The sequence below is a fragment of the Actinacidiphila paucisporea genome (genome assembly GCF_900142575.1).
GTDB lineage: Bacteria > Actinomycetota > Actinomycetes > Streptomycetales > Streptomycetaceae > Actinacidiphila > Actinacidiphila paucisporea.
Genome location: NZ_FRBI01000037.1, coordinates 15,407 through 36,542 on the forward strand (window position 1 = coordinate 15,407; position 21,136 = coordinate 36,542).

General features: G+C 71.3%; 23 protein-coding genes. 6 read left to right on the forward strand and 17 right to left on the reverse strand.

Features of this window, described 5'->3' with window-relative positions:
• The first annotated feature begins 1 nt into the window (after position 1).
• Together BUE44_RS37655 and BUE44_RS32605 are read left to right on the forward strand one after the other, a co-directional pair.
• Positions 2-145: a hypothetical protein gene (locus BUE44_RS37655; RefSeq protein ID WP_159450324.1), complete on the forward strand. Its 144-nt coding sequence runs from the start codon at positions 2-4 to the stop codon at positions 143-145.
• Positions 142-351 (forward strand): hypothetical protein, encoded by a 210-nt coding sequence (locus BUE44_RS32605; protein WP_073502633.1) that lies wholly within the window; start codon positions 142-144, stop codon positions 349-351. The genes BUE44_RS37655 and BUE44_RS32605 overlap by 4 nt, the downstream gene beginning before the upstream one ends.
• Positions 352-373: 22 nt before the next feature.
• Here BUE44_RS32605 and BUE44_RS32610 read toward each other — a convergent pair whose 3' ends face one another.
• Together BUE44_RS32610 and BUE44_RS32615 are read right to left on the reverse strand one after the other, a co-directional pair.
• Positions 374-1,399 (reverse strand): ATP-dependent 6-phosphofructokinase, encoded by a 1,026-nt coding sequence (locus BUE44_RS32610; RefSeq protein ID WP_073502634.1) that lies wholly within the window; start codon positions 1,397-1,399, stop codon positions 374-376.
• A 75-nt stretch (positions 1,400-1,474) separates the two neighbouring features.
• Entirely contained in the window at positions 1,475-2,470 is a 996-nt protein-coding gene (locus tag BUE44_RS32615; protein WP_073502635.1) for a 2-hydroxyacid dehydrogenase, read from the reverse strand.
• A 199-nt stretch (positions 2,471-2,669) separates the two neighbouring features.
• On the opposite strand from BUE44_RS32615, the gene pta reads away from it, so the two are divergent.
• The 3 genes from pta (at position 2,670) to pyk (ending at position 7,393) form a co-directional block, all read left to right on the forward strand.
• Positions 2,670-4,754: a phosphate acetyltransferase gene (gene pta / locus BUE44_RS32620; RefSeq protein ID WP_073502636.1), complete on the forward strand. Its 2,085-nt coding sequence runs from the start codon at positions 2,670-2,672 to the stop codon at positions 4,752-4,754.
• Complete coding sequence (locus BUE44_RS32625; protein ID WP_073502637.1) at positions 4,751-5,908, forward strand: acetate/propionate family kinase; 1,158 nt, start codon at positions 4,751-4,753, stop codon at positions 5,906-5,908. Before pta ends, BUE44_RS32625 begins: the two co-directional genes overlap by 4 nt.
• Before the next feature lie 66 nt (positions 5,909-5,974).
• A complete protein-coding gene (gene pyk, locus BUE44_RS32630; protein ID WP_073502638.1) occupies positions 5,975-7,393 on the forward strand; it encodes a pyruvate kinase in 1,419 nt (472 codons plus the stop codon).
• Positions 7,394-7,531: 138 nt separating this feature from the next.
• On the opposite strand, the gene BUE44_RS32635 is transcribed toward pyk, so the two are convergent.
• The 4 genes from BUE44_RS32635 to BUE44_RS32655 form a co-directional block, all read right to left on the reverse strand.
• On the reverse strand, positions 7,532-8,845 hold the full coding sequence (locus BUE44_RS32635; RefSeq protein ID WP_073502639.1) for a hypothetical protein: 1,314 nt from the start codon (positions 8,843-8,845) through the stop codon (positions 7,532-7,534).
• On the reverse strand, positions 8,835-9,428 hold the full coding sequence (locus tag BUE44_RS32640; protein WP_073502640.1) for a DUF6114 domain-containing protein: 594 nt from the start codon (positions 9,426-9,428) through the stop codon (positions 8,835-8,837). The genes BUE44_RS32635 and BUE44_RS32640 overlap by 11 nt, the downstream gene beginning before the upstream one ends.
• 98 nt (positions 9,429-9,526) lie before the next feature.
• Positions 9,527-10,153: a DUF6230 family protein gene (locus BUE44_RS32645; protein WP_073502641.1), complete on the reverse strand. Its 627-nt coding sequence runs from the start codon at positions 10,151-10,153 to the stop codon at positions 9,527-9,529.
• A 640-nt stretch (positions 10,154-10,793) separates the two neighbouring features.
• Complete coding sequence (locus BUE44_RS32655; RefSeq protein WP_073502643.1) at positions 10,794-11,771, reverse strand: tetratricopeptide repeat protein; 978 nt, start codon at positions 11,769-11,771, stop codon at positions 10,794-10,796.
• A 276-nt stretch (positions 11,772-12,047) separates the two neighbouring features.
• Between BUE44_RS32655 and BUE44_RS32660 the strand changes: the two genes are divergently transcribed.
• Positions 12,048-12,683, forward strand: coding sequence for a TetR/AcrR family transcriptional regulator (locus BUE44_RS32660; RefSeq protein ID WP_073502644.1), 636 nt, complete (start codon positions 12,048-12,050; stop codon positions 12,681-12,683).
• On the opposite strand, the gene BUE44_RS32665 is transcribed toward BUE44_RS32660, so the two are convergent.
• The 11 genes from BUE44_RS32665 to BUE44_RS32715 all read right to left on the reverse strand — a co-directional run bounded on the left by BUE44_RS32665 (position 12,671) and on the right by BUE44_RS32715 (position 21,067).
• Positions 12,671-12,898: a DUF397 domain-containing protein gene (locus tag BUE44_RS32665; protein WP_073502645.1), complete on the reverse strand. Its 228-nt coding sequence runs from the start codon at positions 12,896-12,898 to the stop codon at positions 12,671-12,673. The genes BUE44_RS32660 and BUE44_RS32665 overlap by 13 nt on opposite strands.
• Before the next feature lie 104 nt (positions 12,899-13,002).
• A complete protein-coding gene (locus tag BUE44_RS32670) occupies positions 13,003-14,703 on the reverse strand; it encodes an acyl-CoA mutase large subunit family protein (protein WP_073502646.1) in 1,701 nt (566 codons plus the stop codon).
• Positions 14,704-14,774: 71 nt separating this feature from the next.
• Positions 14,775-15,116 carry a DUF3817 domain-containing protein gene (locus BUE44_RS32675; RefSeq protein WP_073502647.1) on the reverse strand — a complete coding sequence of 114 codons (342 nt, stop codon included), beginning with the start codon at positions 15,114-15,116 and terminating at the stop codon, positions 14,775-14,777.
• 53 nt (positions 15,117-15,169) lie between these two features.
• Positions 15,170-15,679 (reverse strand): MarR family winged helix-turn-helix transcriptional regulator, encoded by a 510-nt coding sequence (locus tag BUE44_RS32680; RefSeq protein WP_073502648.1) that lies wholly within the window; start codon positions 15,677-15,679, stop codon positions 15,170-15,172.
• 46 nt (positions 15,680-15,725) lie between these two features.
• Complete coding sequence (locus tag BUE44_RS32685) at positions 15,726-16,988, reverse strand: L,D-transpeptidase (protein ID WP_079190296.1); 1,263 nt, start codon at positions 16,986-16,988, stop codon at positions 15,726-15,728.
• Positions 16,989-17,005: 17 nt separating this feature from the next.
• A complete protein-coding gene (locus tag BUE44_RS32690; protein ID WP_073502649.1) occupies positions 17,006-17,542 on the reverse strand; it encodes a hypothetical protein in 537 nt (178 codons plus the stop codon).
• 148 nt (positions 17,543-17,690) lie between these two features.
• Positions 17,691-18,173 carry a MarR family winged helix-turn-helix transcriptional regulator gene (locus BUE44_RS32695; RefSeq protein ID WP_073502650.1) on the reverse strand — a complete coding sequence of 161 codons (483 nt, stop codon included), beginning with the start codon at positions 18,171-18,173 and terminating at the stop codon, positions 17,691-17,693.
• 78 nt (positions 18,174-18,251) lie between these two features.
• A complete protein-coding gene (locus BUE44_RS32700; RefSeq protein WP_079190297.1) occupies positions 18,252-18,962 on the reverse strand; it encodes an AIM24 family protein in 711 nt (236 codons plus the stop codon).
• The gene (locus BUE44_RS32705) at positions 18,959-19,609 is read right to left on the reverse strand and encodes an AIM24 family protein (RefSeq protein WP_073502651.1); all 651 of its coding nucleotides are present in this window, start codon (positions 19,607-19,609) and stop codon (positions 18,959-18,961) included. Before BUE44_RS32705 ends, BUE44_RS32700 begins: the two co-directional genes overlap by 4 nt.
• Positions 19,610-20,248, reverse strand: coding sequence for an AIM24 family protein (locus tag BUE44_RS32710; protein ID WP_073502652.1), 639 nt, complete (start codon positions 20,246-20,248; stop codon positions 19,610-19,612).
• Positions 20,249-20,251: 3 nt separating this feature from the next.
• Positions 20,252-21,067 carry a DUF2127 domain-containing protein gene (locus tag BUE44_RS32715; RefSeq protein WP_073502653.1) on the reverse strand — a complete coding sequence of 272 codons (816 nt, stop codon included), beginning with the start codon at positions 21,065-21,067 and terminating at the stop codon, positions 20,252-20,254.
• Positions 21,068-21,136 lie beyond the last annotated feature (69 nt).

The following is a 21,136-nucleotide window of genomic DNA, read 5'->3' on the forward strand; positions in this document are numbered from 1 at the left end:
GGTGAAGGTCCTGGAGACCGGCAACGGGAAATACGATGTCGTCGTCCGCGACATGTCCAACCCGTCAGGGGCACCGACCACGGTGATCAAGGACGCGACCGAGCGGTACATCGAGAACAAGCTGGCGAACGGACTGTGGGAATGAGTGCTGTGGACGACCTGGAACCGCTCGACGTCTCCGAGCGGTTGCGCTGCTGCGTCTGCGGCGACGACACGACGGACGCCGACGACTACGTCCAGCTGACGGTGAGCGCCGAGGGCAGCGACGCCCGGCAGGCGCTGGGCGCCCACGCCGAGCACCTCAACCAGGTGCTGGCGCGCGGCTTCAGCGTGGAAGTGCGCCTCATGTGAGCCCGCGGGACCCGCCGCCGGGTCAGAAGACCGACTCGGCCTCCTCCATGCGGTCCTCGGGGACCGTCTTGAGGTACGTGATCGCGTCGGCCAGCGGGACCATGTCGACGCGGGTGCCGTGCAGGGCGGTCATATGGCCGAAGGCGCCCTTGTGGGCGGCCTCGACGGCGTGCCAGCCGAAGCGGGTGGCCAGCACCCGGTCGTAGGCGGTGGGGACGCCGCCGCGCTGGACGTGGCCGAGGATGACCGGGCGGGCCTCCTTGCCGAGCCGGCGTTCCAGCTCGCGGGCCAGGGTGGTGCCGATGCCCTGGAAGCGCTCATGGCCGAACTTGTCGATGTCGCCGACGCCGTAGTCCATGGTGTCCTTCGCCGGGTGGGCGCCCTCGGCGACGCAGACGACGGCGAATTTCTTGCCGCGGGCGAAGCGCTCGGTGACCATGTCGACCAGGTCGGCGGGGTCGAAGGGTCGCTCGGGGACGCAGATGCCGTGCGCGCCGCCCGCCATGCCGGCCTCCAGGGCGATCCAGCCGGCGTGCCGGCCCATCACCTCCACGACCATCACCCGCTGGTGGGACTCCGCGGTGGTCTTGAGCCGGTCGATGGCCTCGGTCGCGACGGTGACCGCGGTGTCGAAGCCGAAGGTGCGGTCGGTGCCGTTGATGTCGTTGTCGATGGTCTTGGGCACCCCGACGACCGGCATCCCGGCGTCGGACAGCATCCGGGCGGCGGTCAGCGTGCCCTCGCCGCCGATCGGGATGAGGACGTCCAGGCCGTAGCGGGCGCACAGCTCGTCGGCCTTCGCCGCGGCCTCCCGCAGCCGGCCGCGCTCCAGGCGGGCCGAGCCGAGCACGGTGCCGCCGCGGGCCAGGATGCCGCTGACGGAGTTGAGGTCGAGCGGGCGGAAGCGGCCTTCGAGCAGGCCGACGAAACCGTCCTCGAAGCCGATGACCTCGTCCGTGTGCCCGGTCAGCGCGCGGTGCACGACCGACCGGATGACGGCGTTGAGGCCGGGGCAGTCGCCGCCGGCGGTGAGGACTCCGATACGCATGGGCGGATGTCTCCAGAAGAGGGTTCACGGTTGCTTCGGGGTACTTCCCGGGCGCCCGCGGGCGCTGAGGGACGCTCAGGGACGCGGGATCAGGGTGCTCTCGGTGATCCGGCCGGCCACGTAGTCGTTCACATTGCGCAGCGTCGCCGCGACGATCTCCTCGACGGCGTCCACCGTGTAGTACGCCTGGTGGGAGCTGATCAGCACGTTGGTGAAGGTCAGCAGCCTGGCCAGCACGTCGTCCGTCATGACCTCCAGCGACTTGTCGTAGAAGAAGACCCCGGCCTCCTCCTCGTAGACGTCCAGGCCCACCCCGCCGAGCCGCCCCTCGCGCAGCGTCTCGACCAGGGCGGTGGAGTCGATCAGGGCGCCGCGGCTGGTGTTGATCAGGATGGCGTCGTCCTTCATCTCGGCCAGCCGCCTGGCGCCGACCAGGTGGTGGGTGGACGGCGCCAGCGGTACGTGCAGGGTGAGCAGGTCCGCCTCCCGGAAGAGCCTGTCCAGCTCGACGTACTGCATGCCCAGCACTTCGCACTCCGGGTTCGGGGTGATGTCCCAGCCGAGCAGCCGCATGCCGAAGCCGCGGGCGATCGCGGTGAAGGCGGTGCCGATCCGGCCGGTGCCGATGACGCCGACGGTGCGGTCGTGGAAGTCCCGGCCGAGCAGCCCGTCGAGCCGGAAGTCGAAGTCGCGGGTGCGGCTCGCGGCCCGCACGATCCGCCGGTTCAGCGCCAGCGCCAGGGTCCAGGCGAACTCGGCGACCGAGTACGGAGAGTAGGCGGCGACCCGGGCGACGGTCATGCCGAGCCGCTCGGCGTGGGCCAGGTCGATGTTGTTGTAGCCGGTGGAGCGCTGGGTGATCAGCCGGGTGCCGCCCCGTACCAGCCCCTCCAGGACCGGCGCGTCCAGCACCGCGTTGACGCTGGTGGAGACCGCCTCGTAGCCGGCGGCCAGCGGCAGCGTGTCGGCGGTGAGGGTGGGCTCCAGGCAGCGGATGTCGTGCCGCCCGGCGAACGCGGCCTCCAGCAGGGGCCGCTCGTCACGCTGCACTCCGGTGGCCAGGACGTCCATCGCACGGCCCTCCTCGCTCGCTCGTCGTGGGCCCCCCTCACCCTAAGTGCACAGTGCGGCGATCCCCCGCAGCCCGCACCCGGGCGGGCCGCACGGCCGCACGCCGGTGCGGGGCGCCCCCCTCGGCGGGCGACGCGCGGGCGGGCACGTTAGCGTCAGGACGTAACCGGCGCAGGGGCAGAGGGATCGGAGTCTTGGGGTGACGCGCAGCGTCTATGTCACGGGGATCGGCCGCGGGGACGGCCGCCAGGTCGTCGAGCTTGGGGTGATGGAGCTGCTGACCCGGCAGGTGGACCGGGTCGGGATCTACCGCCCGATGGTGCACGACACCCCCGACCGCATCTTCGAGCTGCTGCGCAGCCGCTACCGGCTGGTGCAGGACCCGGCGACGGTCTTCGGCATGGGGTACGAGGAGGCCGCCGCGCTCCAGGCGGAGCAGGGCCAGGAGGCGCTGACGGCCCGGCTGGTCGAGGGCTACCTGCGGGTCGCCGAGGACTACGAGACGGTGCTGATCCTCGGCTCCGACTTCGCCGGCACCAACCTGCCGGCCGAGCTGGGGGTCAACGCGCGGCTGGCCAACGAGTGCGGCGCCTCGGTGCTGCCGGTGATCGGCGGGCGGGCGCAGAGCGCCGAGTCGGTGGCCGCCGAGGTGCGCAACGCGCACCACGCGTACACCAACCTGGGCTGCGACGTGATCGCGATGGTCGCCAACCGGGTGGACCCGGCCGAGGTCGCCGAGGCCGCGGAGCGGCTCAGCCGCGCCCCGGAGGTCCCGGTGTACGTGCTCCCGGACGAGCCCGCGCTGGCCGCGCCGACGGTCGCGCAGATCGCCGAGACGCTCGGCGCCGAGGTGCTGCTGGGCGACGACGCGGGACTGGCCAGGGACGCGCTGGACTTCGTCTTCGGCGGGGCGATGCTGCCCACCTTCCTGCCGAAGCTGACGCCGGGGTGCGTGGTGGTCACCCCCGGCGACCGGGCCGATCTGATCATCGGGTCGCTGGCCGCGCACTCGGCGGGCTCGCCGCCCATCGCCGGGGTGCTGCTGACGCTGGACGAGCGGCCCGGACCCGACATCCTGGCGCTGGCCAACCGGCTCGCCCCCGGCACCCCGGTGCTCGCGGTCGCGACCGGGTCCTTCACCACCGCGGCCGGCCTGTTCACCCTGGACGGCAAGCTCGGCGCGGGCACCCCGCGCAAGGCGGAGACCGCGCTGGGCCTGTTCGAGACCCATGTGGACACCGCGGAGCTGACCGAGCGGCTCTCGGTCGCCCGCTCCTCCCGGGTCACCCCGATGATGTTCGAGCACGCGCTGCTGGAGCGGGCGCGGGCCGACAAGCGGCGGATCGTCCTGCCGGAAGGCGCCGAGGAGCGCATCCTGCGGGCCGCCGAGGTGCTGCTGCGCCGGGGAGTGTGCGAGCTGACGCTGCTCGGCGAGGAGGACGCGGTACGCAAGAAGGCCGGCGACCTCGGCGTCGCGCTGGACGACCCGGGCCTGCAGATCGTCGACCCGCAGACCTCGCCGCTGCGGGAACGGTTCGCCTCCCTCTACGCGGAGCTGCGCGCGCACCGCGGGGTGACCTACGAGCTGGCCTACGACGTGGTCGCCGACGTGTCGTACTTCGGCACCCTGATGGTCCAGGAGGGCCTGGCCGACGGCATGGTGTCGGGCGCGGTGCACTCCACCGCCGCGACCATCAGGCCGGCCTTCGAGATCATCAAGACCCGGCCGGGCGCGGCGATCGTCTCGTCGGTCTTCTTCATGTGCCTGGCCGACAAGGTCCTGGTCTACGGCGACTGCGCGGTCAACCCCGACCCGAACGCCGAGCAGCTGGCGGACATCGCGATCCAGGCCGCCGCCACCGCGGCCCGCTTCGACGTGGAGCCGCGGATCGCGATGCTGTCGTACTCGACCGGCACCTCCGGCAGCGGCGCCGACGTCGACAAGGTGCGGGCCGCCACCGAGCTGGTGCGCGAGCGGCGCCCCGAGCTGCTGGTGGAGGGCCCGATCCAGTACGACGCGGCCGTGGCGCCGTCGGTCGCGGCCACCAAGATGCCGGGCTCGGCGGTCGCCGGGCAGGCGACGGTGCTGGTCTTCCCCGACCTGAACACCGGGAACAACACCTACAAGGCCGTGCAGCGCTCGGCCGGCGCGGTCGCCGTCGGCCCGGTGCTCCAGGGCCTGCGCAAGCCGGTCAACGACCTGTCGCGGGGCGCGCTGGTGCAGGACATCGTCAACACGGTCGCGATCACCGCGATCCAGGCGCAGCAGGGGGAGACGGTATGAGCGGGGCCACCAGGGTGCTGGTGCTGAACTCCGGTTCCTCGTCGGTGAAATACCAGCTCATCGACATGGACGGCGAGGAGCGGCTGGCCGCGGGCGCGGTGGAGCGGATCGGCGAGCCCGGCGGGACCGCCGACCACGCGCAGGCGCTGCGCGAGGCGGCGGACGAGCTGAAGGCCCGCGGGCTCGGCCTGGACTCCCCGGAGCTTGCCGCGGTCGGCCACCGGGTGGTGCACGGCGGTACGCGCTTCACCGTGCCGACCCTGGTCACCGACGAGGTGCTGGCCGGCATCGAGGACCTGGTGCCGCTGGCGCCTTTGCACAACCCGGCCAACATCGCCGGGATCAGGGTCGCCCGCGACCTGCGCCCCGACCTGCCCCAGGTCGCGGTCTTCGACACCGCCTTCCACGCCACGATCCCCGAGGCGGCCGCCAGGTACGCCGTCGACACCGCGACCGCCGACCGCTACGGCATCCGCCGCTACGGCTTCCACGGCACCTCCCACGCGTACGTCTCCCGCGCGACGGCGGCGCTGCTGGGCCGGGACCCCGCCGACGTCAACGTGATCGTGCTGCACCTGGGCAACGGCGCCTCGGCCTCCGCGGTGCGCGGCGGCGTGTGTGTGGACACCTCGATGGGGCTGACGCCGCTGGAGGGCCTGGTCATGGGCACCCGCTCGGGCGACCTGGACCCGGCGGTGGTCCTCCACCTGGAGCGGGTGGGCGGGATGAGCACCGGCGAGATCGACGAGCTGCTCAACAGGAAGTCCGGGCTGCTCGGCCTGTGCGGCGACAACGACATGCGGGAGATCGGCCGCCGGATGGCCGAGGGCGACAAGGCGGCACGGCTGGCCTTCGACGTCTACATCCACCGGCTGCGCCGCTACGTCGGCGCCTTCACGGCCGTGCTCGGCCGGGTCGACGCGATCACTTTCACCGCGGGCGTCGGCGAGAATTCGGCCGCAGTTCGTGAAGCGGCTTTGTCAGATCTTCACAATCTGGGTGTCACTATGGACTCAGTGCGCAATGCGGTGCGCGGCGCCGCAGCCCGCCTGGTATCGGCCGATTCGTCACGGGTTGCCGTGGCGGTGGTCCCCACCGACGAGGAGCTCGAGATCGCCCGCGATACTTACGCACTGGCAGTTCAGAGTGATTGACCGTACCGCAGCCGCGCGAACCCCCAGGAATATTCCGCAGCGGAACAAACCGATAGGATAGCGCCCATGCGCCGAGCCAAGATCGTCTGTACCCTGGGTCCCGCCGTTGACTCCTATGACCAGTTGAAGACACTGGTGGAGGCCGGCATGAACGTGGCCCGCCTGAATTTCAGCCACGGCAGCCACGCCGAGCACGAGGACCGCTACCAGCGGGTGCGCAAGGTGGCCGAGGAGACCGGCAGGGCCGTCGGCGTACTCGCCGACCTGCAGGGTCCCAAGATCCGTCTGGGCAAGTTCGCCGACGGCCCGGTGGAGTTGGTGGCGGGTGACGAGTTCACCATCACCACCGAGGACGTCGCCGGCGACAAGACCATCTGCGGGACGACGTACAAGGGCCTGCCCGGTGACGTCTCGCAGGGCGACCCCATCCTGATCAACGACGGCAACGTGGCGCTGCGCGTCATCGAGGTCGACGGCCCGCGGGTGCGGGCACTGGTGGTCGAGGGCGGCGTCATCTCCGACCACAAGGGCATCAACCTGCCGGGCGCCGCGGTGAACGTGCCCGCGCTGTCCGAGAAGGACATCGACGACCTGCGGTTCGCGCTGCGGATGGGCGTCGACATGGTCGCGCTGTCCTTCGTGCGCGACGCCAAGGACGTCCGCGACGTCCACCGGGTGATGGACGAGGAGGGCCGCAGGGTCCCGGTCATCGCCAAGGTGGAGAAGCCGCAGGCGGTCAAGAACATGGAAGACGTCGTCATGGCGTTCGACGCGGTGATGGTGGCCCGCGGCGACCTGGCGGTCGAATACCCGCTGGAGCAGGTGCCGGTGGTCCAGAAGCGCCTGGTCGAGATGTGCCGGCGCAATGCCAAGCCGGTGATCGTGGCGACCCAGATGATGGAGTCGATGATCACCAACTCCCGGCCCACCCGCGCCGAGGCCTCCGACGTGGCCAACGCGATCCTGGACGGGGCCGACGCGGTGATGCTGTCCGCCGAGTCCTCGGTCGGCAAGTACCCGGTCGAGACGGTCAAGACGATGGCCCGCATCGTCGAGGCCGCCGAGGAGGAGCTGCTCTGCCGCGGCCTCCAGCCGCTGGCCCCCGGCAAGAAGCCCCGCACCCAGGGCGGCGCCGTCGCCCGCGCCGCGGCCGAGCTGGCCGACTTCCTCGACGCCAAGACGCTGGTCGCCTTCACCAAGTCCGGCGACACCGCCCGCCGGCTGGCCCGCTACCGCGTCCCGGAGCCGGTGGTGGCCTTCACCACCGACCCGTCGACCCGCAACTACCTCGCCCTGACCTGGGGCGTCGAGGCCTTCGTGGTCGAACACGTCGACACCACCGACGACATGGTCAAGATCGTCGACCGCGAGATGCTGAAGCTGTCCGACTACACCGACGGCGACACGGTCATCATCACCGCCGGCTCGCCCCCCGGCGTCTCCGGCACGACCAACCTGGTCCGCGTCCACCACCTGGGCAACTGACCCCCACCGCCCGCCCATGAGCGGTGTGCCGCGGCCCGTGCCCCCCGTCCGGGGGCACGGGCCGCGGCACACCGCCGCTCGACGGCAGGACGCCCGCCCCGGGGGTGCTCGGGGCGGGCGTCTCGGGTCGAGGCCGGGTCAGGAGGACTGGCCGGGGAGGACCTTCATGCCGGGGACGGTGAGGTCGCCGCCGAACTGGCCCGCCTGGATGACCGTCACGTCCGTGAAGAAGAGGACCGGGAGGGTCAGCGGCGGGGGGAACTTCGGGGTGAAGGTGATCGGCACCGCGCCGAGGAGGTTGCCGCTGAGGGACTCGGTGTACATCGTCACCGTGCCGTTGCGGATGGTGGAGGTGGAGCCGGAGCGGGCGGAGACGTGGGTCTTGGTGCCGTGCGGGCCGTCCACGATCTGGTGGAGGTCGCCGATGTCCACGCCGGTGGCGGTGAACTTCAGGACGTCCTTGACCGTGCCGCTGTAGGTCCTCACCTGCACGATGCCGTCGTACTGCAGACCGTAGAGGGTGAGCAGCGAGCTCTTCAGCGTCCACGGGGTGTCGGGCAGCAGGGGTATGCCCTGCTCGGTCGCGGCGTCCGCGAGGGCGTGCGCGTCGGTGGTCGGGCACGGGTAGGACTGCCGGCCGGCGGAGGAGGACGGGGACGCCACGGGCGCGGCGGCGGTGTCCTTGACGGTCTTGGTGGTCTTCCGCACCCCGTCCGTGGCGGTCTTGGTGGTGTCCTTGACCGTGCTCTTCGCCGTGTCCGTGACGCCCTTGACGGTGTCCCCGACCGCCTTGCCTGCGCCGCCGACCGTGGACTTCACCGGGTCGGCGGGCGGCGCGGTGGTGGTCGTCGGGGCGGGCGCGGGCGCGTGGGTGGTCGGCGCCGAGGTGGGCTTCGAGGAGCTGTCGGCGCCCAACAGGCCGCCCAGCAGCTGGCCGAGGCCCAACGGGTCCTTCGGGTCGGTGGTCGCGCTCGGGCTCGCGCTGGCGCTCGGCTTGGCCTGGGGCTGCGACTGGGTGACCGGCTTGCCGGTGCCGGCCGGGCTCGGCGACGTCGACGGGTCGGGCGCGGCAGGGCTGCTCGACGGCTTCGGCGTGGCGCTGGGGCTCGTCGTCGGGTCGGGCTTCGGCTTGCCGGCCGTCGTGCCCTTGTCACCGCTCTTGGCCTTGTCCGCGCTCTTGTCGGTCGCGGAGGGCGTCGGCGTGTCCGACTGCGTGACGCAAGGGCCCGGCTTGAACGGGTTCTTGGGCAGCGGGTCGGCCTGTGCCAGGTGCGGAGTGAAGCCCATGCCCATCAGCACCGCGGTGGGCATGGCGGCAAGCGCCACCGCCTTGCCCGCGGGCATGTGCAGCTTGGTGAACAGCGACTTGCGCGGGGCCGCGTGCCGCGGTCCTGGCCTCGTCGTGCCGTCCTGCCCTTCGCTCACGACCGGCTGAGCGTCGTCACCCAGCACGGTGCCTCCCGTTCTCCTCGGTGTTCTCTTCGTCGGCCCGCGCACCGGCGTGCACCGGCTCGGGCTTGGTGTACGGGTCCGCGGCGGCCGCGTCCGCGGTGGGGGCGGGCCAGCCCGGGTCCACCGCGTCGCCCGCGGGCTGCGGGGAGCCGTCGGGCAGTTCCGCCTTCTCGCCCGGTACGTCGGGCGCCGCGGTGCCGGGCACCCAGGCGACGGCCATGCCGCCGCCGACGATGGCCAGCAGGAATCCGCCGATGCCCCCGAGGTTGGTCATCGGGAGGGACACCAGGCCGAGCAGGATGCTCGCGACGCCGGCGAAGACCCGTACCGCGCTCTGGAACCACATGGTCAGGCCCAGCACGACCAGCAGCACGCCGATGATCAGCGCGCCGGCGCCCGCGGTGGTGCCCACCCGGATGGCCAGCTGGCCGAAGGTCACGTTGTTGTACGGCAGGTATCCGATCGGGATCCCGGACAGGAGGGTCAGCAGCCCTGCCCAGAACGGACGCTGCCACCGCCAGTGCCGGAACGCGATACGGCCGCGGCGGAGGTGGGCACTCAGCCCTGTCGACTCGGCGCTCATGGAAAACAGCTCCCTGGAACTGGCGGTACGGAAGAAGGTGGTTCGGGCCTGGGCGAGCCGCGCCCCGCGCGGCTCGCCCAGGGCACCTCAGACCGTGCTCAGTAGCACTCGACACCCTTGCCGGAGCCCATGTGCAGGCGCAGGCTCAGGCCGGAGAGCTTGAACGTGCCCGCACTGGTGCCCCATGCCGTCTGCTGCACATCCGTCAGGTAGGCCTTCTCGGCCTCCTGGGCGAAGGAGCCCGGGTCGGTGGTCTTGGGGTTGTCGATCCCCGGACCGTACTTGGTCGATCCGGCCGCGACACCGATGTTGATGTGGGTGAACGTCGCGTCGGCGTCGAGCTGGTCGAGGTCGATGTAGAGGTTGTGCGCCACGACCGCGTGATCCGCGTCGGGGCCGGCCTTCAGCTTGAGGGTCACGTCCCCGATCGGCGTCGGGATGACGACCGACTGGCACAGGCCGATGATGGTGGCGTCGGTGAACGCCGACACCGCGACCGGCACGGGCCCCTTGCCGCTCGGCACGTCGAGCGCGCCGTACTGCTCGAACCCTGTACCGTCCAGGGACTTCGCGGTGACCTTGAACTGCTGGCCCGACACGCTGAATGACGCGGCGAGCGCGCCCTGAGCCAGGGCCACGCCTATCGCGGCGGTGGCCGCAACGCTCGGCACCATGACGACGGCGAACCGCCGCCATCTGGTACCGCCACGAACGAGCGATTCCATGTTTCCTCCTTCTCGGACGTACATCTCCGGCCGGGAGTGGATCCTGGCCTGGGATGGGAGAAGTGCTACGTCCTCGGGAAGGAGAGCGCCGGGTCGGGCGAGGCCGTCCCTCCGGGCGGGGCTCCCTGCGGAGATTCCCTGCGGAGTCCGGACGGCGATGTCCGAGACGTCGGCGATCACCCCCGAGCGACAACCACTGGCCACGCTCTCGCGCAACCTGCTGGGACAGGCTCCATCCGGTTCCATCCGCTGGACGGAGACCCCCCTGTCCCGGAGGCGCGGCGGATGCCCCGCACTCCCGCTCGGCGGGGACCCGTGGACCGTGGCGCCGACTGGCTGCCGGGCGCTGGCCTACGGACCGAGCTTGGCCGATCGTGGTCCATTCGCGGCCGACGCACAAGGGGCTCATTACCAGCGAGTAACGGATGTGTGCCGCAGGCGGGATCGCCACGCGGAGTAATCTCACCCGGCGTAGCGGAATCGGGGGTGGTGAAGTCCGGCATATATGACCATCGGCCAACAAAGCGGGACCGTGGCGTCACCGGCGGTAATGGCGACCGCTCATTGTCACGGTTTGATAAAGAGCGGTCGCCGTATCGCTAAATCGCCGAGCATCCGGGCATCAACAACGGTCCGGTCGTCAGAACAGCACCCTGGCCAGCGCGGTGCGCGCGCTGGCCACCCGGGGGTCGTCAGGCCCGATGACCTCGAACAGTTCGAGCAGCCGGAGCCGTACGGTGTCGCGCTCGTCACCGAACGTGCGGCGGACGGTGTCCACCAGCCGGCCGAAGGCGTCCTCCACATGGCCGCCGACCAGGTCGAGATCGGCCGCGGTCAGCTGCGCCTGCACGTCGCCCGGCGCGCCGGCCGCGGCGTCCCGGGCGGCCTGCGGGTCGACGCCCTGGACCCGGTCGAGCAGCTCGGCCTGGGCGAGGCCCAGTTTGGCCTCGGCATTGGCCGGCTCGTCGGACAGGACGTCGCGGTAGGCGCGGATGGCACCGCTCAGGTCGCCGGCGTCCAGCGCGTCGTGTGCGGCGGTCAGCGCCAGCTCCTGCGGGGTGGCGGGGCGCGGCGGAGGGGGCGGCGCCTGCTCCCGCGCGGGGGCGGCGCCCGGGTCGACGTCGGGGCCGACGATGCCGAAGCGCTCCTCGGCGACCGCGATCAGCTGGTCGAGGACCTCGGTGACCTGGTCCTCCGGGGCCAGGCCCTGGAAGAGCGGCATCGCCTGCCCGGCGAGCACCGCGAAGACCGCGGGCACGCCCTGCACGCCGAACTGCTGGAAGAGCAGCTGGTTGGCGTAGACCTCGGCGGTGGCCAGCACGAAGCGGCCGCGATATTCACCGGCGAGCCGTTCCAGGACCGCGTTGAGCTGCTTGCTCTGCTCGGCCTGGTCGGCCCAGAAGCTGATGACGACCGGGACCTCGGCGGAGCGCTGGAGGACATCGCTCTCGAAGGTCGCCTCGGTCACCTCGATGACGAGAGGGGAAGCGGTGGTGGCGTCGGCGCCGGCGTCCTGCCGCTGCGCCCTGGCCTGTTCGGCCTTCACCTTGGCCTCACCGGCCGCCTTCACCGCGGCGAGGTCGACCACGCCGCTCATGGACATGTTCCGTGGCTGCATGAGGCAATCCTCCCCCCTCCCGGACCCGAACGTGTACAGACCCCGGATCGGGCCCGGCTTCCCCGCCGGTTCGCGGGGCGCCGACCACCCGGTCGGGTACTTCTGGCAGTGCTTGCGGTGGTACGGATCCCCATCCGTACGGGTGTGGTCGTCGCGGGTGCGCGTCGTGTTTCGCTACGACTCGTAGCGTAACTGGACCGCCCTCGGGGGCGCGGCGCCACGCGCTGTGATACCGCTCACTCGTCACGTTACCTACCGGCCGGTATGGTCCGGCCTATGTGCCCGCTCTCTCCTGGCAAACGCACCGGCCGCCCGCGAAGTGCCGCCGCGGACCGAGCGATCCTGGCGGCCACCAGGGCCGCGCTGGCGGAGCAGGGCTGGGGAAGGCTCACCCTCGGCGACGTCGCGGCCCGCGCGGGGGTCGCCAAGACCACCCTCTACCGGCGCTGGGCGGGCAAGAACGAGCTGGTGGTCGACGCGGTGGCCGCGCTGTTCGAGGAGCAGCTGGAACTGCCCGACCTGGGCAGCCTGGAGGCCGACATCCAGGGGGTGGTGCTGCGCTTCGCCGAGCTGCTCAACCGCCCGGAGACCAGGACCGCACTGATGGCGGTGATCGCCGAGGCGGCGCACGACGACGCGCTGCGGCTGCGGATCCGCGAGGCGATCGTGGACCGGCAGAAGCATCTGGTGGTGCTGGGCAGGAAGCGCGCGCAGGCGCGCGGCGAGATCCCGCCCGAGGAGGACGGCGCGGCGGGACCCGAGCGCGACAACCTGATCTTCGATGTGGTCGCCGGCGCCGTGGTGCACCGGGTCATGGTCAGCTCGGAGCCGGTCGACGAGGAGTGGGCGGGCCGGCTCGCCGTGCTCCTCGTCGTCGGTCTGGCCGGTCTGCACACCGCTCAGGACCCGTGAACCGCGCCACAGGTCCGCTGGTGAGCGGTGCCCTCCCCGCCGGCCGCACCTACCGTCTCGGCCACTCCGGCAACGAAGTGGTCGAACTCCCCCGCCATGACGCCCTTCACGAACGCCTCCCATTTCGCCGCGGTGGTCACGGCCACCACGTCCGGCTGCTCTGTCTCCCTGATGTAGACCATCCCGTCGTCGCCGACGGTCGCTTCGAGGGCCACACACGTCCTTTCCTGGAGAGCGGGTCGGTCGGCGACGAATCTACCGATCGAGGCCACGGCCAGGTCAGCGCCGGACGGGGCGGACGGGGGGACGCGGAGGGCGCTCAGAAGCGGGCCGGCTCGGTGTATGTGCCCCACTCCTCGCGCAGGGCGTCGCAGATCTCGCCGAGGGTGGCCTCGGACCGCACCGCGTCCAGCATCGGCGCGATCATGTTGCCGCCGGAGCGGGCGGCGGCCAGCATCGCGTCGATCCCGCGGCGCACGGCGGCCTCGTCCCTGGCCGCGCGGCGGGCGGCCAGCACCTGCACCTGGTCGCGCTCCACCTCGTGGCCGACCCGCAGGATCTCCAGGTCGCCGGTGACCGAGCCGGTGTGCCGGTTGACGCCGACGACCCGCTTGTCGCCCTTCTCCAGGGCGCGCTGGTACTGGAAGGCGGACTCGGCGATCTCCCCGGTGAAGTAGCCGTCCTCGATGCCGCGCAGGATGCCCGAGGTGATCGGGCCGACCGGGTGCTCCCCGTTCGGCACCGCCCGGGCGCCCAGCTCCTTGATCCGGTCGAAGATCTTCTCCGCGTCCCGCTCGATCCGGTCGGTCAGCGCCTCGACGTACCAGGAGCCGCCGAGCGGGTCGGCGACGTTGGCCACGCCGGTCTCCTCCATCAGCACCTGCTGGGTGCGCAGCGCGATCTCGGCGGCCTGCGCGCTGGGCAGCGCGAGCGTCTCGTCCAGCGCGTTGGTGTGCAGCGAGTTCGTCCCGCCGAGCACCGCGGACAGCGCCTCCACGGCGGTACGCACCACGTTGTTGTACGGCTGCTGGGCCGTGAGCGAGACCCCGGCGGTCTGGGTGTGGAAGCGCAGCCACTGCGCCTTGTCCGAGGTGGCACCGTAGACGTCCCGCATCCAGCGCGCCCAGATGCGGCGGGCGGCGCGGAATTTGGCGATCTCCTCGAAGAAGTCCAGGTGCGCGTCGAAGAAGAAGGACAGGCCGGGCGCGAAGGCGTTGACGTCCAGGCCGCGGCTCAGGCCCAGCTCCACGTAGCCGAAGCCGTCGGCCAGGGTGTAGGCCAGCTCCTGCGCGGCCGTCGCGCCCGCCTCGCGGATGTGGTAGCCGGAGACCGACAGCGGTTTGTACGCCGGGATGGCCGCGGCGCAGTGCTCCATCAGGTCGCCGATCAGCCGCAGGTGCGGGCCGGGCTCGAAGAGCCACTCCTTCTGGGCGATGTACTCCTTGAAGATGTCGGTCTGCAGGGTGCCGTTGAGCACCGCCGGGTCGACGCCCTGCCGCTCGGCGGCGACCAGGTACATGCAGAAGACCGGGACCGCGGGTCCCGAGATGGTCATGGAGGTGGTGACGTCGCCGAGCGGGATGTCGCGGAAGAGCACTTCCATGTCGGCGGCGGAGTCGACGGCCACCCCGCAGTGCCCGACCTCGCCGAGCGAGCGCGGGTCGTCGGAGTCGCGGCCCATCAGGGTGGGCATGTCGAAGGCCACGGACAGCCCGCCGCCGCCGTTGGCCAGGATCGTGCGGTAGCGCTCGTTGGTCTGCTCGGCATTGCCGAAGCCGGCGAACTGCCGGATCGTCCAGGTCCTGCCGCGGTAGCCGGTCGCGTGCAGCCCCCGGGTGAAGGGGTACTCCCCCGGCCAGCCGATCCGCTCGAAGCCCGGCACGTCGGCGCCGGGCGGTGGCCCGTACACCGGCTCCACCGGATCGCCGGACAGCGTGCTGAAGTCGGCGTCCCGCCGGTGGGCTGCGTCGTACCGTGCCTGCCAGCGCTGGCGGCCTGTCTCGATCCCGGTAGCGTCCATACCCTCGAATTTACTAGGACGTCCAAGTAAATGTCGATGCGGCACGGCTCACCATCCGGGTGAGCCGTGTGTCAGGCGCTGACCGGCTCGGCCGGCTCGGGCTCGACGATCTTCGGTGCCAGTTCGCGCGTGACGCGGCGCTCGACGAAGAAAGCCGCGGTCGGCACGGTCCCGGCCAGCAGGACCCAGGCCATCCGGCCGATGGGCCACTTCGCCTTGTTGCACAGGTCGAAGGCGAAAATGAGGTACACCACGTACAGCCAGCCGTGGGCGAATCCCACCGCCGTGGTGAAGGTGCCCGCACCATTGATGTCGAGCACATACTTGGCGATCACGCCGAGGGTGAGCGCGATGAGCAGCACGCCCGTCACGTAGGCCATCACCCGGTAGCGGGTCAGCATGCTTCGTTTCATGCCAAGCAGCCTAACCGGTACGTTCCGGGCCCCGATTCCGGCCCCCGCGGGCCCTAATCCTGGGTGAAATCCCCCGCCGCTATCCGCAGCGGCCGCAGCAGCGCGAAGATCTCGCCGCACTCCTCCGCGTCGTAGACGCCCAGGCCGAAGTCCATCGCCATCAGGTCACGGGTGGCGGACTCCACGATCTCGCGGCCCTTGTCGGTGATCGAGGCGAGGGTGCCGCGGCCGTCGTTGGGGTTGGGGCGCTTGTCGACCAGGCCGGACCCGACCAGGCGGTCGACGGTGTTGGTGACCGAGGTCGGGTGCACCATCAGGCGCTCGCCGATCTTGGACATCGGCAGCTCGCCGGCCTGGGAGAAGGTGAGCAGCACCAGCGCCTCGTAGCGCGCGAAGGTCAGACCGTACGGCTTGACGACGGCGTCGACCTGGCCGAGCAGGATCTGCTGGGCGCGCATGATCGAGGTGATGGCGCCCATCGACGGTACGCCGCCCCAGCGGCGGGCCCACAGCTCGTCTGCGCGGGCGATCGGGTCGAAGGGCAGGCTCAGGGGCTTTGACACGGCCCCGAGCCTACCCGTCGGTCACATACCGGGCACAGGTGTCTCGTCAGGCGAGCGCGCTGAGCGCGTGCCACTGGTCCGCGCTCACGTTCCAGTCGCCGTAGCCGTTGCCCTTGTCGACCACCGCCCGGCGGGAGCCGGCGGCGATGACCAGGTCGCCGCGGGTGGCGCGGTCGAAGAACCACGTGGCGTCGGCGGCGCTCATCCCGATGCAGCCGTGGCTCTTGTTCTGCTTGCCCATGTAGCGGTCGTTCCAGGGCGCCGCGTGGACGAAAGTACCCGACGAGGTGATACGGACCGCGTTGTTGACGTCCTCGTCGTAGAAGTCGGCGGCGTCCTTGTCGGTGGCGATGCCCACCGAGGACGAGGTCATCCGGATCTTGGACTGCTTGGTCATCACGACCATCTTCCCGTTCCAGGTGGGGAATTGGTCGCTGCCCGCCGAGATCTTGAATTTCTTCACCGTGCGGCCGTTCTCGGTCACGCGCAGGGTGTGCGCGGCGAGGTCGGCGTAGGAGATGCGGGCGGTGCCGATGCTGAAGCTGTCGTGGACGTCCCGGCGCAGGAAGCGGCCGCCGCCGGTGTCGATACCGCTGAGCCTGGCCGTCAGGGTGACCTTGGTGCCGGTCGGCCAGTACGTCTCGGGGCGCCAGTCGACCCGCTGGATGCCGGTCAGCGGGTCGGTGAGCCAGCCCCAACTGCCCTGGACGGCCGGCGTGGTGGTGAGGGTCAGCGCCTTCTCGACGGCGGCCCTGTCGGTGACGGGGACGTCGAAGGCCAGCGAGACGGGCAGGCCGACACCGACCACGGCGTTGTTGAGCGGGGTCGGGGTGACGCCGTTGACCTTGGCGGCGGCGGCCGTGCGGAAGGTGCTGGTGGTGGTCGACCGCTTGCCCGTGCTGTCGGTCGCGGTGGCGGTGACGGTGTAGGCGGTGCCCGGGGTCATCGTGCGGTTCGAGGTCCAGGTGTGCGCCGCCCGGTCCAGGGCGCCGGTGACCGCGACCGGGTCGACGCCGTCGGAGGACTTGCCCTTGGGGGTGACGGTCACGGCGCCGAGGGTGCCCTCGGCGACGGTGACCGCGACGGGGGTGCCGGGGGCGACGCCGTCCTTGCCGGCGGCCGGGGTCACGGTGACGTGCGGGCCGGCCGCGGTCGTCGGGGCCGCGCCGGTCGTCCCCGGCTTGTCGCCGCCGGCCGCGCTGTCGTGGCCGCCGCAGGCGGTGGCACCGAGGACGAGGGCGAGCAGGACGGCGGGCACGGTCAGTGCGCGGGAGGTCGGACGGCGGCGGGGAATGCGTATGCGGTACACGGCGATCGGATTCCTTGTCAGCAGCTGTCGGTCGAATGGACGTCGCCGCGGTCGGCGGTCGCCCCCGTGCGGTCGGCTTTGCCGGTGCCCGTGCCGCCGGACGTGTTCACGGACGCGGGCGGTGCGTGTTCCGTGGCGGCCGGCGCGTCCGGCGCCAGCCGGTAGAGGGACGCGGCGATGCACTTCTCCACCCCGGTGTCCAGGGACTGGCTCTCCGGGTTGCCCGGTGCGGTCACGAACAGCACCGCTACGTAGGGTCCTTCGCTCTCCATCCACACCGTTACCCCGGTGTGCGTCTTCGATGTCCCCTCGAAGCGCGTCGTGCCGCCACGCACCAGTGCCTCGCCCAGCTCGATCCCACAGCCGGTCTGTGTCAGCTTGCGGCAGTGCCGCGGCGTGGGTTCCGGCGGCCGCGCCGGCGGCGTCGGGGTAGGCGAGCAGGTGGCAGTGCGCGACCAGGTGCTCACGGCGAAGGCGACGGCGACCGTTCTTTTCGCCGTCGCGGTGTAGAACTCATCGAAGTCGGCCAGGCGCTCCGCGGGTTCCGGGTTCATGTACGTTGCCCTCCCGCTTCTTACACGCGGGGGCGCGGCCTTTTGTGACAGGCGGGTGCGGTCTTTTCCCGCCCCGGGCGCCCGGAGGTGCCGGCTGCCGCACCCTGGCGGCCGGCCGCGCGGGCGGCCCTTCGCGCGGGGGCGGCCCTCAGCGGGTGCGGGTCTCGCGGAGGTGGGCCGCCACCGGGCCCAGGGCGTTGCGGTAGGCCGCGAGGTCCTGCGGGGGGATCAGGTCGATGAAGTGCTCGCGGACCGAGGCGACATGGCGCGGGGCGACCTGGCGCATCGTGTCCCAGCCCTGCTCCGTGAGGACGGCGTAGAGGCCGCGGCGGTCGGACTCGCAGTTCTCGCGGCGGACGAATCCGGCGGCTTCCATCCGGGTGATCTGGTGGGAGAGCCGGCTCTTGGACTGCAGGGTCGACTTCGCGAGGTCGCTCATCCGCATCCGCCGGTCCTCGGCTTCCGAGAGGTTGACGAGGATCTCGTAGTCGTTGTTGGTCAGGCCGAAGGGCTGCAGGTCGCGCTCCAGCTGGTACATGAGCAGCCGGCTGACGTCGAGGTGGATGCGCCAGGCGCGCTGCTCGTCCTCGGTGAGCCAGGTGGTCGCGCTGTCCTCGGTCTCGGTGGTCATACCGGTAATTCTACCGTCCGTTGAATCCCGGATGATTACCAGGGTAGTGGTGCGGTCACCGTGCGCAGCGGCGCCGGGTCACGGCCTGCCCGGCACGCCGGGCCCCGCGCTGCCCGGAACCCCGCCGGTGTCGGCGGCCGGCATCAGCTGCTCGGTGGACTGCAGCAGCACCTGCCCGGCCCCCGTGAACTCGAACTGGTGCTCCTCGCCCGAGGTGCCGCCGATACCGGTGAGCGCCCTGATGCCGCCCAGGACGCCGCGCATGTAGGCGTGGTCGTAGTGGTGGCAGGGGCTCGGGCAGTCGGCCCAGCCGACGAGGGCCTGCGGGTCGACCCGGATCGGCGGCTCCACGAAGTGCACCGCCCCGTTGGAGGCGGCGACGAACTTGCCGGTGCCGATGAGGGTGAGGAAGCCCGGGATGATCGACTGCTTGAGCGCCAGCCCCGGCTGGAAGGCCAGCAGGTTGCCGGAGCGGATGGTGAGGTTGCCGTCTTCCAGGTCGTAGGAGTTGATGTCGTACGCCCGGTCGGCGAGCAGCATTTTACCGCGGCCCTGGGCGACGACCCAGGCGGCGGCGTGCAACGGGGAGTGGAAGTTCGCGGCGACGAGGTGGTCGAGCGGGCCGTGGCCGATGGCGTGGAAGTCGATCTGCCCGTAGTAGGCGATCATCTTCCCCTTCTGCAGGAACCACTGGCCGTCGAGGTCGACGCAGAAGGCGTACGGGTTGACGTTGTCGTCGGACGGCAGGGTGGAGGGGTCGTGGACGACCGGGCCTTCGCCGTGGGTCACAGCTTCTCCTCCGAGGCCTGCACGTAGACCGTGCCCTGGCCGCTGAGTTCGAGTTGGAAGGCCTCGCCGGAGCCGCGGCCGACCATCTCGCGCCAGCCGACGGCGGTGGCGAGCTTGTTGCGCACCTCGCCGCGGTGGGCGACGTACGCCTGCGGGTCGACGTGCACGGGGCGGCCCGGGGTGACGGGCAGTTCGAAGACGCCGCCGTGTGCCATGACGGCGACCGAGCCCTTGCCCTGGAGGGTGGTGGTGAACAGGCCCTGCCCGGTGACCTGTCCCCTCATCACGCCCATCACACCGCCCTGCGAGCCCATGAACATCGTGCCCTGGGCAAGGGAGCCGTCGAAGGCGAGCAGCCGGTCGGCCTCGACGTAGAGGGTCTCGCCGGTCAGGTCGACGGTGTGGATGTGGTGGCCGCCGTGGCCGAACATCACCAGGCCGTCGCCCTCGACGATCATCAGCGGAGTCGCCTCGTTGGCGACCCGGCGGCCGATCATCGACATCACGCCGCCCTGGCCGCCGGTGATGCTGGGCGTGAAGGTGACGGCGCCGCGGTAGGCGAGCATCGCGCCGCGCTGGCTGAACATCCGCCGGCCGGGCACGACGCGTGCCTCCACCAGCTTGGAATTGACCCGGGTGAAGGCCATCTACATCTGCCCCCCGATCGTGTTGCGTTCGCTGGGCTGGACGTAGACCAGGCCTTCGCCCTCGAAGTGGACCTGGAAGCTCTCGCCGGAGCCCTCGCCGATCAGGGTGCGCAGGCCGACCGAGGAGCGCAGCTGCTGCGTCAGCCGGCCGGTGTGGGCGACGTACGCCCCGGGGTCGACGACCAGCGGGGTGCCCGGCGTCACGCGCAGCACGATGGCCGGGCCGTCGGACATGATCGCGGCCTGGCCCGTGCCCTCCACGGTGGTGGTGAACAGGCCGTTGCCCTGGGAGGCGCCGCGCAGGCCCGTGAAGGTGGTGCCGGTGCGCAGCGACGGCTCGGTGACCAGCAGGTTGCCGGCCTCGACGTGCAGCTTGTCGCCGGTGAGGCGGACCAGGTTGATCTCGGTGGCGCGGTCGGCGAACCAGCAGGTGCCGTGGCCCTTGACCTCCATCACCTCCATGGCCTCGCCGGTGATCCGCCGGGTGACCAGGCCGCGCAGGCCCTCGCCGCCGCCGGTCATCTTCTTGAACGTCATCTCGCCGTCGTAGGCGACCATGGCGCCCTTCTTGGCCTTGACCGCGTCGCCGGCCAGGTCCACGGCCAGGACCCGGGTGCTCTGGAGCCGGAAGGTCGCCACGGGTCAGCCGCTGTCGGCCGCGCTGCGGGGGCGTACCGGCAGGGGTTCGAGCGGCTCGCCGCTCTCGCCCGCCGCTTCCCTGACTTCGAGCAGCGAGGCGCTGCGGCGCTCCGCCTCGAAGGCCGCGTGGCCGCCGCGCAGGCCGAACAGCCGCTTGCCGAGCAGGATGTAGAGGACGGCCAGCACGTTGAGCGCGAGGGTGCCGATCTTGAAGTAGCTGACCCTCTCGGTGAGCTCGTAGACCTCAAGGGGGAGGAAGGCGGCGGTGGCGACGACGGTCAGGTACTCGGCCCAGCGCTTCGCCCACCACAGGCCGAAGCCCTCGATGATCTCGATCAGCGCGTAGCCGAGCAGTGCGGCGGCGACGACCTGGAGGGTGGACTTCTTGTAGTCGAAGGTCTTGCGGATGGTGTCCACGACCGGGGAGTGGTCCAGGTCGTAGTGGAAGTGGTCGGCGACCGGTTTGAAGGCGGTGAGATCGTCCTCGAAGAGCTTGTGCACCGCGTCCTGCGAATTGCTGAACTTCCACACCGCCCAGGCGGCGATCACGATCAGCAGCCCGCGCAGGATCCGCTCGATCGCCAGGAAGCGCAGGATGAACAGGTCGCGCAGCGCCCGGCCGCGCGGCACCAGCGGTGCCTGGTCGGCGGGGCCCGTGCCGTGCGGCTCGCCGACGACGAAGTCGCCGCAGCGCAGGCAGCGCCACACCTCGCCGACCGCGGTGCTCGCGTGCAGCCGGGCGCGCAGCCGCAGCTCGTCGGGCGCGTAGGTGATGTGTCCCTTGCGGGCGCAGTGCCTGCGGTCCCAGTCGATGCTCATCGTGTCCCGGTCCCCGTGGAGTGCGTACAGATGTCGTGGACAGGGACGCTATCGCCCGCCGGAAGGTTT